Origin of the sequence: Curtobacterium sp. Leaf183, from assembly GCF_001424385.1 — a bacterium.
Lineage (GTDB): Bacteria > Actinomycetota > Actinomycetes > Actinomycetales > Microbacteriaceae > Curtobacterium.
Genome location: NZ_LMPO01000007.1, coordinates 323,869 through 339,134 on the forward strand (window position 1 = coordinate 323,869; position 15,266 = coordinate 339,134).

Annotated in this window: 14 protein-coding genes; 12 read left to right on the plus strand and 2 right to left on the minus strand. The window is 71.9% G+C overall.

Annotated features, from left to right (window positions below):
• Position 1 precedes the first annotated feature (1 nt).
• The 8 genes from infA to ASG04_RS06070 all read left to right on the plus strand — a co-directional run bounded on the left by infA (position 2) and on the right by ASG04_RS06070 (position 7,792).
• Positions 2–184, plus strand: a complete 183-nt coding sequence (gene infA / locus ASG04_RS06040) for a translation initiation factor IF-1 (RefSeq protein ID WP_082517838.1) — start codon at positions 2–4, stop codon at positions 182–184.
• Between the two features lie 70 nt (positions 185–254).
• Positions 255–371: a 50S ribosomal protein L36 gene (gene rpmJ, locus ASG04_RS17045; RefSeq protein ID WP_022903266.1), complete on the plus strand. Its 117-nt coding sequence runs from the start codon at positions 255–257 to the stop codon at positions 369–371.
• Between the two features lie 181 nt (positions 372–552).
• Entirely contained in the window at positions 553–927 is a 375-nt protein-coding gene (gene rpsM, locus ASG04_RS06045) for a 30S ribosomal protein S13 (protein ID WP_056121451.1), read from the plus strand.
• 9 nt (positions 928–936) lie between these two features.
• Positions 937–1,335, plus strand: coding sequence for a 30S ribosomal protein S11 (gene rpsK / locus ASG04_RS06050; RefSeq protein WP_017885507.1), 399 nt, complete (start codon positions 937–939; stop codon positions 1,333–1,335).
• A gap of 229 nt (positions 1,336–1,564) precedes the next feature.
• A complete protein-coding gene (locus ASG04_RS06055) occupies positions 1,565–2,560 on the plus strand; it encodes a DNA-directed RNA polymerase subunit alpha (RefSeq protein WP_056121453.1) in 996 nt (331 codons plus the stop codon).
• 65 nt (positions 2,561–2,625) lie between these two features.
• On the plus strand, positions 2,626–3,207 hold the full coding sequence (gene rplQ, locus ASG04_RS06060) for a 50S ribosomal protein L17 (RefSeq protein WP_056121455.1): 582 nt from the start codon (positions 2,626–2,628) through the stop codon (positions 3,205–3,207).
• 189 nt (positions 3,208–3,396) lie between these two features.
• Positions 3,397–4,524: an FUSC family protein gene (locus tag ASG04_RS06065; RefSeq protein WP_156463551.1), complete on the plus strand. Its 1,128-nt coding sequence runs from the start codon at positions 3,397–3,399 to the stop codon at positions 4,522–4,524.
• 58 nt (positions 4,525–4,582) lie between these two features.
• Positions 4,583–7,792: a BTAD domain-containing putative transcriptional regulator gene (locus ASG04_RS06070; RefSeq protein WP_056121460.1), complete on the plus strand. Its 3,210-nt coding sequence runs from the start codon at positions 4,583–4,585 to the stop codon at positions 7,790–7,792.
• On the opposite strand, the gene ASG04_RS06075 is transcribed toward ASG04_RS06070, so the two are convergent.
• Positions 7,774–8,604 (minus strand): ABC transporter permease, encoded by an 831-nt coding sequence (locus tag ASG04_RS06075; RefSeq protein WP_082517839.1) that lies wholly within the window; start codon positions 8,602–8,604, stop codon positions 7,774–7,776. The two genes, ASG04_RS06070 and ASG04_RS06075, sit on opposite strands and share 19 nt — an antisense overlap.
• On the minus strand, positions 8,601–9,593 hold the full coding sequence (locus ASG04_RS06080) for an ATP-binding cassette domain-containing protein (RefSeq protein WP_056121462.1): 993 nt from the start codon (positions 9,591–9,593) through the stop codon (positions 8,601–8,603). The genes ASG04_RS06075 and ASG04_RS06080 overlap by 4 nt, the downstream gene beginning before the upstream one ends.
• 113 nt (positions 9,594–9,706) lie before the next feature.
• Between ASG04_RS06080 and ASG04_RS06085 the strand changes: the two genes are divergently transcribed.
• The 4 genes from ASG04_RS06085 to rplM all read left to right on the plus strand — a co-directional run bounded on the left by ASG04_RS06085 (position 9,707) and on the right by rplM (position 15,235).
• Positions 9,707–10,609 (plus strand): tRNA pseudouridine synthase A, encoded by a 903-nt coding sequence (locus ASG04_RS06085; RefSeq protein WP_056121465.1) that lies wholly within the window; start codon positions 9,707–9,709, stop codon positions 10,607–10,609.
• A complete protein-coding gene (locus ASG04_RS06090) occupies positions 10,606–11,352 on the plus strand; it encodes an MBL fold metallo-hydrolase (protein ID WP_056121466.1) in 747 nt (248 codons plus the stop codon). The genes ASG04_RS06085 and ASG04_RS06090 overlap by 4 nt, the downstream gene beginning before the upstream one ends.
• Before the next feature lie 110 nt (positions 11,353–11,462).
• Entirely contained in the window at positions 11,463–14,549 is a 3,087-nt protein-coding gene (locus ASG04_RS06095; protein ID WP_056121469.1) for an ExeM/NucH family extracellular endonuclease, read from the plus strand.
• Between the two features lie 239 nt (positions 14,550–14,788).
• A complete protein-coding gene (rplM, locus tag ASG04_RS06100) occupies positions 14,789–15,235 on the plus strand; it encodes a 50S ribosomal protein L13 (protein WP_056121470.1) in 447 nt (148 codons plus the stop codon).
• The last annotated feature ends 31 nt before the right edge of the window (positions 15,236–15,266 follow it).

Consider the following 15,266-nt stretch of genomic DNA (forward strand, 5'->3'; position numbering starts at 1 on the left):
GGTGCTCGAAGCTCTGCCCAACGCGATGTTCCGCGTTGAGCTGACCAATGGGCACAAGGTCCTCGCGCACATCTCCGGGAAGATGCGCCAGCACTACATCCGCATCCTCCCCGAGGACCGCGTGATCGTGGAGCTGAGCCCGTACGACCTGACCCGCGGCCGGATCGTCTACCGCTACAAGTGATCCGCGAGCTGGAAAGGAACGACTCGGCGAACCCGCCGAGCACGAAGCCAGCGAGCACGAGGAATCAGCAATGAAGGTCAACCCCAGCGTCAAGCCCATCTGCGAGCACTGCCGAGTCATTCGCCGCAAGGGCCGCGTCATGGTGATCTGCAAGAGCAACCCGCGTCACAAGCAGCGCCAGGGCTAGTCCTGCGCTGCCTGACCGGATCGTCCTCTGGACGGCCTGCGCAGGAGCACAACTCAACATCGAACACGCAGTACCAGAACCCTTGTCCGGCCCAGTGCCGGACGGCGGGGGACACCTCGGGGCGGAGGCCCGAGCACCGGTACTGCGCCACACCTCCATCGACAACAGGAGCAGCCATCACATGGCACGTCTAGCAGGCGTCGACATCCCGCGCGAGAAGCGCGTGGAGATCGCACTCACGTACATCTACGGCGTCGGCCGCACCCGAGCGGTCAAGACGCTCGCGGACACCGGTATCTCCGGTGACATCCGCGTCAAGGACCTCACCGACGACCAGCTGGTCGCCCTCCGTGACCACATCGAGGGCAACTACAAGGTCGAGGGTGATCTCCGTCGCGAGGTCGCAGCCGACATCCGCCGCAAGGTCGAGATCGGCAGCTACGAGGGGCTTCGTCACCGTCGCGGTCTCCCGGTGCGCGGTCAGCGCACGAAGACCAACGCGCGTACCCGCAAGGGACCGAAGCGCACCGTGGCAGGCAAGAAGAAGGCCCGATAGGAGATCATCATGGCTACCCCCAAGACTGCCGCGCGCAAGCCGCGCCGCAAGGAGAAGAAGAACGTCGCCGTGGGCCAGGCCCACATCAAGAGCACGTTCAACAACACGATCGTCAGCATCACCGACCCGTCGGGTGCCGTCCTCAGCTGGGCGTCCTCGGGTGCCGTCGGCTTCAAGGGCTCGCGCAAGTCGACGCCGTTCGCGGCGCAGCTCGCCGCCGAGTCCGCTGCGCGTCAGGCGCAGGAGCACGGCGTCAAGAAGGTCGACGTCTTCGTGAAGGGCCCGGGTTCGGGTCGCGAGACCGCGATCCGTTCCCTGCAGGCCGCTGGCCTCGAGGTCGGTTCGATCAACGACGTCACGCCGCAGGCGCACAACGGGTGCCGCCCGCCCAAGCGCCGCCGCGTCTGACGCGAGGAGCAACCGGCCGTTCCCCGCTCGTACCCTGACCGGACGAGGCGTTCCCTCCAGCGGAGCGGGACGTCTCCCCGTAGGAGCGAGCGGGGGCGGCCATTCCTGGTCGTTCGATCGCGTACGTCAGTACGCGTGATCACAACTCAACAGACCCGTCGGGGCCCGGTCGGCCCCGTCGTACCGCCAAGTGTCATATAGCGGACACTTCGCCGAAAGGAATCCCACAGTGCTCATTGCACAGCGCCCCACCCTGACCGAGGAGTCGATCTCCGAGCACCGCTCGCGCTTCGTCATCGAGCCGCTCGAGCCTGGCTTCGGCTACACCCTCGGCAACTCGCTGCGCCGCACGCTCCTCTCCTCGATCCCCGGCGCGGCTGTCACCAGCATCCGCATCGACGGCGTCCTCCACGAGTTCAGCACCGTCCCCGGTGTCAAGGAAGACGTCACCGAGATCATCCTCAACATCAAGAGCCTGGTCGTCTCCAGCGAGCACGACGAGCCGATCACCGCGTACCTGCGCAAGCAGGGTGCCGGACAGGTCACCGCGGCGGACATCTCCGCCCCGGCCGGTGTCGAGATCCACAACCCGGACCTCGTCATCGCGACCCTGAACGACACCGCGCGCTTCGAGCTCGAGCTGACCATCGAGCGTGGCCGCGGCTACGTCTCGGCGACGCAGAACCGCTCGGAGTTCAGCGAGGCCGGTCAGATCCCGATCGATTCGATCTACTCCCCGGTCCTCAAGGTCACCTACCGCGTCGAGGCGACGCGTGCCGGTGAGCGCACGGACTTCGACCGCCTGGTCGTCGACGTCGAGTCGAAGCCGGCCATCACGCCGCGCGACGCCATCGCGTCGGCCGGTCGCACGCTCGTCGAGCTGTTCGGGCTCGCCCGCGAGCTCAACACGGCCGCCGAGGGCATCGAGATCGGCCCCGCGCCGGTCGACGCCGTGCTCTCGAACGAACTGCAGACCCCGATCGAGGACCTCGACCTGTCGGTCCGCAGCTACAACTGCCTGAAGCGGGAGGGCATCAACACGGTGTCCGAGCTCGTCGCCCTGTCGGAGACGCAGCTCATGAACATCCGCAACTTCGGTCAGAAGTCGGTGGACGAGGTCAAGGACAAGCTCACCGAGCTCGGCCTGTCCCTCAAGGACACCGTCCCCGGATTCGACGGCGCCCACTTCTACAGCGGGTACGACGAGGACGAGTCCAGCAACTGACCTCGCGCTGATGCGCACGCGCGTCGTCACGGCGCGCACCACTCTTTCACCACTGGAGAACTGACATGCCGAAGCCCACCAAGGGCCCCCGCCTCGGTGGCGGTCCCGCCCACGAGCGCCTGCTCCTGAGCAACCTCGCCAACGCCCTGTTCACGCACGGCCGCATCACCACCACCGAGACCAAGGCCAAGCGCCTGCGTCCGGTCGCCGAGCGTCTCATCACGTTCGCGAAGCGTGGCGACCTGCACGCTCGTCGTCGGGTCATCGCGGCCCTGCGTGACAAGACCGTCGTGCACACGCTGTTCACGGAGATCGCGCCCCAGGTGGCCGAGCGCCAGGGCGGCTACACCCGCATCACGAAGCTCGGTTTCCGCAAGGGCGACAACGCGCCCCTCGCGTCGATCGAGCTCGTCCTCGAGCCCGTCTCGAGCACGCCGGCACCGGTGACGCGCAACGCTGCTCCGGCCGCCGCTGCGCCCGCCACGGAGCCGACCGCGGACGAGACCGACGCCGAGACCACCGAGGAGGCCCCGGTCGAGTCGACCGAGACCACCGAGGAGTCCGCTCCCGTCGAGTCCGAGTCCGAGACCCCGGCTGCCGCCGAGGTCGAGGCCGACGCCGCCGAGAAGGCCGACGACGCCAAGTAGTCGCACCTGCACCACCGGAACGACCCCCGCAGCGCACGCTGCGGGGGTCGTTCCGCGTCCGGGGAGCACCGCGCTTCCCGGGGAGCACCGCGCATCCGGGGAGCGCGGGGCCAGCCGCGCTCCCAGCGGGGCGCACGTATGGTGACCGGTCGGCCTACCGGGTGGGGGCCGACACCACGGAGGACACACATGGGATTCGATCACGTCGCGGGGGTGGGGACACGGCTCTGGCGATGGAGCCGGACGTCCGGCACACAGCCGCGCCTGCTGCACGCCGCCAAGGCCGCGGGGGCCGCTGCGCTCGCGTGGTTCGTGGCCCGACACGTCCCAGGGGTCGCCTCCGAGTACCCCTACTACGCTCCGCTCGGGGCGGTGATCGCCATGCAGACGACGGTCTTCGCCGGTCTGCGCAGCGGGATCCAGACACTCGTCGGCATCGCGCTCGGGATCGGTGTCGCCGGGTTCACGATGTGGGTCGGTGACCCGGGGATCCTGGCGGTCGCCCTTGCCGTCGGCATCGGCGTGCTGGTCGGCGGGTTCCGCGTCCTCGGGGAGGGCAGCTCGTGGGTGTCGACCGCGGCGCTGTTCGTGCTGCTCGTCGGAGGTGCGCACGCGGAGGGCTACTCGCTCGGGTACCTCGTGCAGATGGCCGTCGGCGTGGTCGTCGGCCTGCTCGTGAACTTCCTGGTGTTCCCGCCGCTGCACTTCTGGGACGCCGAGCACCGGATCGACGCGGTGAACGGGGTCCTCGCCGACCACCTCGACGGCCTAGCGACGGTCATGCGGGAGGGCAAGCGTGACGTCGCCGCCTGGGACCGGCAGCAGGACCGGCTGGACCGCGCGATCGCCGACGTGCGCTCGCGGGTGTCGATCGCGCACGAGAGCCGGAAGATCAACCCACGTGGCGCACTCCGCGGCTCGCGGGCCCGCCTGCAGCAGGACGGGGCCCGGTTCCGCGCCCTCGAGCGCGTCGCCTGGTACACGACGGACCTCACCGAGCTGGTGGCCCGGTCGGGACCCGTGGCCGAGGGGATCGGGCGCCCCGATCCGGAGTTCGCCGAACCCCTGGCGACGGCGCTCGACCAGATCGCCTGCGTGATCCGCGGCGAGAGCCCGGAGGACGAGGCCGACCGGGCGATCGCGGAGGTCGAGCGCGCCCTGGACGCCTCCCGCTCGAACCCGTCGCACGTCGCGGTCACCTCAGCGGCGCTGGTGTCGTTGCGCGGGATCGTCGAGTCGGAGCGCCGGGCCACCGCGGACATCGACACGAAGACCGGACCGTTCGGTTCCGCCAGGTCGGCGCAGACGCCGCACTGACGGCACCGGAGCGGTGCGTGCGGCCACGGTCGAACCACGGGCTCCGTAGACTCGTCCCGTGCCGCAGCACCCCCGCCTCGCCGTCCTCGGGCCCGTCCTCGCTGAGGACCCGAACGGTGCGCTGGCGCCGGTGCCGGGGGCACTCGCGCGGTCGTTCCTGGTGGCGCTCGTGCTGGCACGCGGGCACGCGCTGAGCACCGAGACGCTCATCGACGAGCTGTGGAGTGACGCCCCGCCGCGGGGTGCTCGCGCGGCACTGCAGACACTGGTCTCGCGGCTGCGCCGGAGCACGGCGGACGGCCTCGTCACGTCGACGAGCACCGGGTACGCCCTGGGCGTCCCGGCCGACGACGTCGACCTGACCCGCGCCGAGCGGGTGGCCGGCAGCGTCGAGCACGACCGGCGGGACGTCGAACACGCGTTGGACCTGTGGCAGGGCGACCCGGGTGCCGACGTCGAGGGCGACCTGGGCGAGACGCTCGCAGGCCGCGCGTCCGCGGCGCGGACCGGTCTGCGTCGGGCGCTCGGCGCCGCGTTGACGGCGTCGGGCGACGCCGGCTCCGCAGCCGTGGTCTGGCGCGAGGAAGCCGATCGTGACCCCTTCGACGAGGTCGCGGTCGGGGGCGCGATGCGAGCCCTGGCCGCCGCCGGTCGGACGACCGAGGCGCTCGCCGTGTTCGCCGCGCACCGGGAACACCTGGCCGAGGGGCTCGGCGCCGACCCGTCCGCCGACCTGGTCCGGCTGAACGCCGACCTGCTGCGCCGGTCCGCGTCCGCTTCGGGATCCGTCCGCCGGGTCGGGCTGCGGGCATCGCCCAACGCGCTGGTCGGACGGGAGGCCGAGGTCGCCGCCGTCACGGAGCTGCTGTCCCACGAGCGGCTGGTGACGGTCCTGGGCGCCGGTGGGCTCGGCAAGACCCGGCTGGCGCAGGCGGTCGCGGCAGCCGTGCGCGATGACCACGGGGTGGTCGTCCTCGAGCTGGCCTCACTGACCTCGGGCGAGGACATCGTCCCCGCCCTCGGAGCCCTGCTGGGGATCGCCGAGGTCCGGGGTGTCCGTTCCCTGCGCGACGCCGTCGCCGCTGACCTGCGCAGCCGGGTGTTCCGCGCGCTCGGCGACGAACCGACCGTGCTCGTGCTGGACAACTGCGAACACCTGGTCGAGGACGTCGCCTCCGTCGTCGCGGACCTGCTCGCGGTGCTGCCGTCGCTGCGCGTCCTGACCACCTCGCGGGCGCCGCTCGCGATCGCCGGCGAGGTCGTCGCCCCGCTCGCGCCCCTGCCCGTCGACGCCGACGGGGCCGCGGTCCGGTTGTTCACCGACCGTGCCCGGGCAGCCCGGCCCGGAGCGGTCCTGCCCGTCGACGCCGTGCGTCGGATCTGCACACGGCTGGACGGGTCACCGCTCGCGATCGAGCTCGCCGCCGCCCGGATCCGCGGCATGAGCACGGACGAGATCGAGCGGCGCCTGGACGACCGGTTCGCCCTGCTCCGCGGAGGTGACCGGAGCGCCCCCGAGCGACACCGGACGCTGCTCGCGGTGATCGAGTGGAGCTGGCGGCTGCTCGACGCGGGGGCCGAGGACCTGCTGCCGCGCCTGGCGCTCTTCCCGGACGGGCTCGCGGTGGACGCGGTCGAGGCCGTCGCGGCTCCCGACCGCCGGCAGGACGCGCTCGACGACCTGGCCGAGCTGGTCGAGCAGTCCCTCGTCCAGCTCGTCGAGCACGAGGGGGAGCCCGTGCGCTACCGGCTGCTCGAGACCGTCCGGGAGTTCGGTGCCGCACGGCTGCGCGACCGCGACGCCACCCGGGCGGTCCGGGACGCGATGGTGCACTGGGGTCGGACGTTCGCCGGGTCCCGGCCCCTGTTCACCGCGACGGGCGATGCCCAGCGCCGGTGGTTCCGCGAGATCGCCCGCGAGGCCGACAACCTGGTCACGCTGCTGCGCTGGAGTCTGCAGGACGCTGACCGCACCAGCGTCGCGCAGGTGTTCTCGGCGCTGGGCGGGTACTGGACGCTCCGCGGCGCACACGGCGAGGTGGTCGCCCTCGCGCCCGAGGTGGTCGCGGTCCTGCGGACGGCCGAACCGGCCCCCGGGGACCGGGCGGCCACGGTCCTGGGACTCGTGCTGGTCGGCGGGTCAGCGGCGTTCAGCGACCGGCGCACGGCCGCTCTCGCGATCTCGACCCTCCGCCGGACCACCCGGCAGGGCTCGACGGGCGTGCCGGTGCTCGACGCCCAGGCCGCACTGCTCCTGACCCTCGGCCGCCCCGAGCGCGGGCTCGACCTGCTCGGCCGGTACCGTGACTCCCCGGACCACGCGGTGTCGTGTCTGGCGTACACACTCAGCGCACCCCTGGCCGAGAACGACGGCGAGTCCGCCAGGGCCCTCGCCTTCTCGGACCGCGCCATCGCGCTGGCCCGACAGGTCGACGACGCCTGGGCGCTCGGTTCGGGGGCGGTCACCAGGACCCAGCTGCTCGCGCAGACGGGCCGTCACGCCGAGGCGCTGGCCGTCGCGGACCTGGCCAGGGACCGGCTCGAGGTGTTCGGGGCCGAGGACGACCTGTACGAGATCGGCTGGACCGTCGGCCTGTGCGCCGCAGCGACCGGGGACGTCGTCCAGGCCCGGGCGATCGCCGCCGACCTCGCGCACCAGCCGGTCGCGAACCGGGGTGGGCCGGACGGCGACGCGGCGCAGACCGCGGTGCTGGCGATCGCCATCGGCGCCGAGTGCGCCCGCAGCACCGGGGACCTCGACGCCGCTGCGACGGCGTACGTCCAGGCGTGGGACGTCGTGCTCCCGAGCCGCCGGACCGTGCCGCACTGGGTCCTGATGGCGGGCGCGGCCCGGATCGCGGCGCAGGACGAGGCGGCGGCCGGCCGGACCGCCGGGACCGCACCGGACCTCCAGGCCGTTGCCCGCACCCTCCGCGTGCAGGCGCTCGTGATGCTGCGGTTGCACCCGCGGTGGCTCGACCTGCCCGTGGTCGGGACGGCGCTGCTCGGTCTCGCCGTCGCGGCTGCGCGGAGCGGACGGCACGGCGAGGCTGCGCGGTGCTGGGCGCTGGCCCGGCGCTTCGGGTCGCGGCAGGACTTCGCGGTGCTCGCACACGACCGCCTGCGGCCCCTGGTGGTCGACGTGGTCGGCGAGCAGACGGTCGCGGACGCCGAGACGGCCTCGACCGGGTGGGACCGGGCCGAGGCCGTCGCGCGGGCACGCCTGCTGTTCGAGGAGCTGGGCGTCCGTCACGCCTTCCGCATGTAGGCGCGGACGGTCAGCGGGGCGAACACCGCGACGACCACCGCTGCGCCCACCAGCGAGAAGACCAGGTCGCCGCGGACGACACCGTGGTTCACGAGCTCGCGCACGGCGGTGATGAGGTGCGAGATCGGGTTCACCTCGGAGAACCAGCGCAGCCAGCTCGGCAGGGTGTCCGCCGGCACGAACGCGTTCGACAGGAACGTCAGCGGGAACAGCACCAGGTTCGAGATGCCGGAGACGCTGGACGCGGTGCGGGCGACGACACCGAAGTAGGCGAAGACCCAGCTGATCGACCAGGCGACGACGATGACGAGCAGTCCGGCGACGACGACCGTCCACACGCCGTGCGCCGGACGGAGCCCCATCACGATGCCGACCACGAAGGTGATCGTCGTGGCGATGGCGTAGCGGACCGTGTCGGCCAGCAGCGCTCCGGCCAGGGGCGCGATCCGGGCGATCGGCAGCGACTTGAACCGGTCGAACACGCCCTTGTCCATGTCCTCGCGGAGCTGCACGCCCGTGACGATAGACGACGTGATGTTCGTCTGGACGAGGATGCCCGGGATGATGATCGGCAGGTAGGCCGCCACGTTGCCGGCGATCGCGCCGCCGAAGATGTACGTGAACATCACGGTGAAGACGATCGGCATGAGGGTGACGTCGAACAGCTGCTCGGGCGTGCGACGGACCTTGATCAGCCCGCGGTACGCCATCGTCAGGGACTGGCGCACGGTCGCGCCGAGGCCGGTCCCACCGACGCCGGGTCGTGGTGCGATGCGGGGCGTGGTCGGAGCGGTGGGGGTCAGGGTGGTCATGCGAGGCTCCCTTCGAGCTCGCGGTCGGCGTCGTCAGCCGCGTCGGCGGTCGGCGAGCCGGTGATGGTCAGGAAGACCTCGTCGAGCGTCGGCTTCTGCACGCTCATCTCGGCGAGGGAGATGCCGGCGTCGCGGAACGACACCAGTAGGTCGGTCACCCGGTCCGGGTCGGTCATCGGGGCGGTCAGCCGGGAACCCTCGGGGCTGACGACCGCGTCGACGCCGAGCGCGGTGCGGACGATGGTGCGCGCGGCGTCGAGCCGCAGCGCATCCGCCAGCCGGAGCTGCAGGGACGCGGTGCCGATCGAGGCCTTGAGCTCGTCGCTCGTGCCCTCGGCGACGACCCGGCCGTGGTCGATCACCGCGATGCGGTCGGCGAGCTGGTCGGCCTCGTCGAGGTACTGCGTCGTGAGCAGGACCGTCGACCCGGTCGCGACGAGCTCGCGGATGGTGTCCCACATCTGCGCCCGGGTGCGCGGGTCGAGACCCGTGGTCGGTTCGTCGAGGAAGATCAGCGGGGGCTGCGCGATGAGGCTCGCCGCCAGGTCGAGCCGCCGGCGCATGCCGCCGGAGAACGCCTTGAGCGGACGGTTCGCCGCCTCGGTCAGGCCGAAGCGCTCGAGCAGCTCGTGCGACTTGCGCTTCGACTCGGCCCGGCTGAGCCCGAGCAGCCTCGCGAAGACGACGAGGTTCTCGGTCGCGCTCAGGGTCTCGTCGACGCTGGCGTACTGGCCGGTGACGCCGATGAGCCGACGGACCTGCTGGGCCTCACGGCGCACGTCGTGCCCGAACACGCGGGCCTCGCCGCCGTCGGCCTTGAGGAGCGTCGCGAGCATGCTGATCGTGGTGGTCTTGCCGGCGCCGTTCGGCCCGAGCACGCCGTACACGGTGCCGGCCTCGACGCGGAGGTCGACGCCGTCCACGGCACGGTTCTGCCCGAACGTCTTCACGAGGCCGATCGCCTCGACCGCGAGGGGTGTCGTGGTCATCGTCGGTTCCTTTCTCCGGTGGGACGTCGACGGTCGCGTCGATGTCGAGGTCGATCGTGCCGCCGGGCACTCACGTGGCGCTGACTCGGCGCTGACGTCGGTACCGTTGCGGTGTGAGTGGAGGAACCGTGCGGCTCCGGCTGGACGTCGCGTACGACGGGGCGGCGTTCTCCGGGTGGGCCAGGCAGCCCGGACTGCGGACCGTGCAGGGCGCGCTCGAGGCCGCTCTGGCCACGGTGTTCACCCGGTGGGGCGAGCCGCCGCAGCTGACCGTCGCGGGCCGCACCGACGCGGGTGTGCACGCCACCGGGCAGGTCGCGCACCTCGACCTCGACGCCGCGCAGTGGGCGGCACTGGCGCGGCCGCGGCGTGCGACGGCCGACGGAGCGCAGCGCGGACCGCTCGACGGGCTCGTCAAGCGCGTGAACGGGATCGCCGGGGCGGACGGCGACGTCGTCGTCACGGGGGCGTCGGTCGCTCCGGACGGCTTCGACGCCCGGTTCTCGCCGCTCTGGCGACGCTACGAGTACCGCGTCGCGGACGCCGATGCCGTGTACGACCCCCGTCGTCGCGGGCACACGCTCTGGTACCCGGGGCGTCTGGACCCGGCGGCGATGGAGCGCGGTGCGCTGACGCTGCTGGGGCTGCACGACTTCGCGGCGTTCTGCAAGCCGCGCGAGGGTGCGACGACGATCCGGACGCTCCAGGCGTTCCGCTGGGACCGCGAGCCGGACGGCGTGCTGGTGGCGAGCCTCCAGGCCGATGCCTTCTGCCACTCGATGGTGCGGGCCATGGTCGGGGCGACCATCGCCGTCGGCGAGGGCCGGTTCGGCGCCGAGCGCCTCGAGGAACTCCGCGTGGCGGGGGAGCGGACCAGCGCGTTCAAGGTCGCACCCGCACGGGGGCTGACGCTGACCGAGGTCGGGTACCCGTCCGACCACGAGCTCGCCGGACGTGCCGCGCAGACCCGGGCACGTCGGACCGAGCCCGGGTCCTCGGATAGCGTCGGGGGATGAGCTCCCGCGAACCCCGGTCCGTCGTCTCCGTCGCTCCCGGTGTGGTCTTCGTCGAGGGTCCGGTGTCGAACTGGGTCGTCCTGGCAGAAGAGGACGGGGTCGCCCTGATCGACGCCGGGTACCCGGCCGACACCGGGCTCGTGCTCGACACCGTCCGGTACGCCGGCCACGACCTCGGGGACCTCCGTCGCGTGTACGTCACGCACGGGCACGTCGACCACGTCGGCGGCATCCCCGGCATCCTCGAGCTGTTCCCGCACGTCGAGGTCCTCGCCCACGCGGCGGAGCTCGACAACGTCCGCGGGCCGGCGCGTCAGCAGGTCACCCCGGCCGGGATCGGCGGGCGGCTCGCGTCGCCGCGGGTGCTGCGGTGGCTGGCGCGGGCTGTCCGGTCCGACGCACTGCGACCGGTCGCCGTGTCCGCGGCCCGCGCCTTCACCGGCCACGACTTCGAGGGACGCGCGATCACGCCGTTCCCCGCGCCCGGCCACACCGACGGCTCCACCGCCTACCTGCTGCCGGCCGCCGACGCCATCGTCACCGGGGACGCGGTCGTCTCGCACCACGACACGCAACCCGGGTCGTGGAGCCCCCGCCCGCGGATGATCCCGCCGTTCTTCACGCACGACCAGGCCCAGGCGGTCGAGTCCGCCGGCGCGCTGCCGATCCCCGAGATCGTGCTGCCGGGGCACGGTCCCGCGGTGCACCGGGTGGGTCGGGAGTGGCTGCCGGTCGGCACCTGACGACCCGTCCGCGGATGTTGCCGTCTGCAATGGTTCACCTGGTCGAAACCTGAAGGACCCTGCAGGTCTGTACGGTCTGAGGGTTCCCCGCCCCCGACCAGAAGGTCAGCATGCCCACGAACGTCCGGCGCACCCTGCTGTGCGCCACGGTCGCCGCGACACTCCTCGCCGCACCACTCGCAACCGCCACCACAGCCAGCGCGGACACCGCGGGCACCGGTCTCGTCATCGGTGAGGCCTACCTGAAGGGCGGCAGCGCGAAGCAGCCGTTCACGAACAAGTTCGTCGAGATCGCCAACCCGACCGACGCCAGCGTGGCGGTCGATGGCTGGTCGCTGCAGTACCGCGCCGCCGCCGCCTCCGCGGGGTCCACCACCGTCGTGCCCCTGACCGGGTCCGTCCCGGCGCACGGCACCTACCTGGTGCAGGGCGGCTCGAACGGCACGAACGGTGCAGCACTCCCGACGCCCGACGTGGTGTCGACGCTGAACGCCTCGGGTTCGTCGGGCACGCTCGTGCTCTCCGACCAGGCGTCGGCGCTGACGCTGCCCGTGGGTTCGGTGTCCGCGGGGACCACCGGTGTCGTCGACGTCCTGGGCTACGGCACCTCGAACACGTTCGAGACCGCGCCCGCGACGACCGGCACCGCCAACGGCGTGCCGGACGCCCTCGTCCGGGCCCCCGGCGCCGTGGACACCGACGACAACGCGGCGGACTTCACGCTGTCGTCGTCGGTCACCCCGACGAACTCGGCGGGCGAGACGGCAGCCCCGACCGACCCGACGACACCGACCGACCCGGGCACGCCCGCACCGACCGACCCCGCCGAGGCGGTCACGATCGCGCAGCTCCAGGGCACGACGGACACCTCGCCGTTCGTCGGCAGGAACGTCGTCACGAGCGGCGTCGTCACCGCGGTCTACGCCACCGGCGGGTTCGACGGCTACACCGTGCAGACCCCCGGCACCGGGGGCGCCCTCGACCTGACCGCGCACACGGCGTCCGACGCGGTGTTCGTGTACTCGGCCGCCACCGCCGGTGACGTCCGCGAGGGCGACCACGTGCAGCTCACGGGCGCGGTGTCGGAGTACTCCGGCCTGACCGAGCTGACCGTGGCCGCCGGCGGCATGACGAAGCTGGCCGACACGGTCGCCGCGCCGCAGCCCGCCGCCGTCGCCTTCCCCGCCACCGACGCCCAGCGCGAGTCGCTCGAGAGCATGCTCGTCGCACCGCAGGGCGACTACACGGTCGCGGACAACTACACGACCAACCAGTACGGCGAGGTCGTCCTGGCCAGCGGCACGAAGCGGCTCGTCCAGCCGACCGAGGTCGCGCGTCCCGGAACCCCGGCGGCGCTCGCCGTCGCCGCGGACAACGCCGCACGCAAGGTCACGCTCGACGACGGCGGCAGCACGAACTTCCTGTCGAAGGCGAACCAGTCGATCCCGGTCTCGTGGCTGACGAACGACGCTCCGGTCACGGTCGGCGCTGCCGCCACCTTCACGAAGCCCGTCGTCATGGACTACCGCAACAACGCGTGGAAGTTCCAGCCCACGTCGCCGATCACGGGGGCGACCCCGAAGGCCGACCTGCCGACGACGTTCTCGAACGTGCGCACCGCGAAGCCCGCCGACGTCGGCGGTGACGTCAAGCTCGCCGGCTTCAACGTCCTGAACTACTTCCCGACCACGGGTGACGAGCTGACCGGCTGCTCGTACTACACCGACCGCGAGGGCGACCCGGTCACGGTGAACTCGGGCTGCGACGCCCGCGGTGCCGCCGAGCAGGAGGACCTCGAGCGCCAGCAGGTCAAGATCGTCAAGGCCATCAACGGCCTGGGCGCGGACGTGGTCTCGCTCGAGGAGATCGAGAACTCCCGCGAGTTCGGGCAGGACCGTGACGCGGCCGTCGCCACCCTCGTCGGCGCGTTGAACGCGGCGACCGGCAGCGACACCTGGGCGTACGTTCCGTCCCCGAAGACGCTGCCCGCCAGCGAGGACGTCATCCGTCTCGCCCTGATCTACAAGACGGCCCGGGTCGCGCCCACCGGCGAGTCGACCATCCTGCTGGACTCCGCGTTCACGAACGCACGGCAGCCCGTCGCGGACGCGTTCCGCCCGGTCGGCGGCAGCGCGGACGACGAGTTCCTGGTGATCGCGAACCACTTCAAGTCGAAGGGCTCCGGCACCGGCGAGAACGCCGACCAGGGCGACGGCCAGGGCGCCTCCAACGCGGACCGCGTGCGGCAGGCGAAGGCCCTCGTGACCTTCTCCACCGCGATGCAGCAGCAGTACGGCACGGACAAGGTGTTCATGCTCGGCGACTTCAACGCCTACAGCAAGGAGGACCCGATGGTCGTCCTCGGCGACGCGGGCTACACGGACCTCGGTCCGGCGCTGGACTCGTCGGAGTGGTCGTACGTGTTCTCCGGCCTGAGCGGGTCGCTGGACCACGTGCTCGCGTCGCCTGCTGCCCTCGCGACCGTGACCGGTGTGGACATCTGGAACATCAACTCGGTCGAGTCGGTGGGCCTGGAGTACAGCCGCTACAACTACAACGTCACGGACCTGTACACCGACGACGTGTACCGGGCGAGTGACCACGACCCGATCCTGGTCGGGTTCGACCTGGCCGACAGTGGGACGCCGGGTGACGGTGGGACGCCGGGCGACGGCGAGACGCCGGGCGACGGTGGGACGCCGGGCGACGGTGGATCGCCGACCCCGACCCCGACCCCGACCCCGACCCCGACGCCGGGCGGGACGACGCCGGTCCCCGCGCCGGTTGCGCCGTCGGAGTCGTCCCTCACGGACGCGGACCGCGGGGGCGTGACGGCTCCGGCGTCGGCCCGTCCGGGCGAGACGATCACCGTCGGTGTCGGCACCGCACACGCCGGTGAGCGCGTGTCGGTCTGGCTGTTCTCCGACACGGTGCTGCTGGGCACCGAGACGGTGGCCGCCGACGGGACGGTCCGGGTGACCATCCCCGCGGACGCGTCCTCCGGTCCGCACCGTCTCGCCGTGACCGCGGCCGACGGGTCCCTGATCGGGTGGACGACCATCACGATCGACCCGGCCACCGGCCAGCTGGCGTTCACGGGTGCGGAGCTCGGTGGCGGGATCGCCGCCGCGCTGCTGCTGCTCGCCGCGGGGACGGGCGTGCTCGTCGCGCGTCGTCGCCGCGTCAGCGCCGCGTAGCAACAGCGGACAGGAGGCTCGGTGCCAGCCGGCACCGGGCCTCCTGTCCGTCCCGGGGCACGCTGCGGTTGACCGGTGCGAGCGGCGTCCGGTAGGCTCTCACCTTGGTCTGCGCGCCGTTGTGCGCCAGACAGTCAGATGAGCCCTCCACCGGGGCGTTCAGCGGGTGTCACCCGCCAGAACACCTCACCGGAGTGGGATTCACGGACTCCTCACCTCGACACGAAAGCAGCACTCCTGTGACTCGCACGTTCTCACCGAAGCCGGCAGACGTCCAGCACGACTGGATCGTCATCGACGCGACCGACGTCGTCCTCGGCCGTCTCGCCTCGCACGTCGCCGCCCTGCTCCGCGGCAAGCACAAGGCCACCTTCGCCCAGCACATGGACATGGGTGACTTCGTCATCATCGTGAACGCGGACAAGGTCGCCCTCACCGGCTCCAAGCTCGCGAAGAAGGTCTACTACCGCCACTCGGGCTACCCGGGCGGCCTCACCGCGACCTCCTACCCGGAGATGCTCGAGAAGCACCCGACCCGCGCCGTCGAGAAGGCGATCCGCGGCATGCTCCCGAAGAACACGCTGGGCCGCGAGCAGCTCAAGAAGCTCAAGGTGTACGCGGGTCCCGAGCACCCCCACGCCGCGCAGCAGCCCAAGACGTACATCTTCGACCAGGTCTCGCAGTAACAGCGGCCACGACGACTTCCAAGAACGAGAG

Excerpts from the sequence above, each read along its gene's own strand:
- rpmJ (WP_022903266.1), top strand. The coding sequence starts at position 255 with ATGAAGGTCAACCCCAGCGTCAAGCCCATCTGCGAGCACTGCCGAGTC.
- rpsM (WP_056121451.1), top strand. The coding sequence starts at position 553 with ATGGCACGTCTAGCAGGCGTCGACATCCCGCGCGAGAAGCGCGTGGAG.
- rpsK (WP_017885507.1), top strand. The coding sequence starts at position 937 with ATGGCTACCCCCAAGACTGCCGCGCGCAAGCCGCGCCGCAAGGAGAAG.
- rplQ (WP_056121455.1), top strand. The coding sequence starts at position 2,626 with ATGCCGAAGCCCACCAAGGGCCCCCGCCTCGGTGGCGGTCCCGCCCAC.
- ASG04_RS06065 (WP_156463551.1), top strand. The coding sequence starts at position 3,397 with ATGGGATTCGATCACGTCGCGGGGGTGGGGACACGGCTCTGGCGATGG.
- ASG04_RS06075 (WP_082517839.1), bottom strand. The coding sequence starts at position 8,604 with ATGACCACCCTGACCCCCACCGCTCCGACCACGCCCCGCATCGCACCA.
- ASG04_RS06080 (WP_056121462.1), bottom strand. The coding sequence starts at position 9,593 with ATGACCACGACACCCCTCGCGGTCGAGGCGATCGGCCTCGTGAAGACG.
- ASG04_RS06090 (WP_056121466.1), top strand. The coding sequence starts at position 10,606 with ATGAGCTCCCGCGAACCCCGGTCCGTCGTCTCCGTCGCTCCCGGTGTG.
- ASG04_RS06095 (WP_056121469.1), top strand. The coding sequence starts at position 11,463 with ATGCCCACGAACGTCCGGCGCACCCTGCTGTGCGCCACGGTCGCCGCG.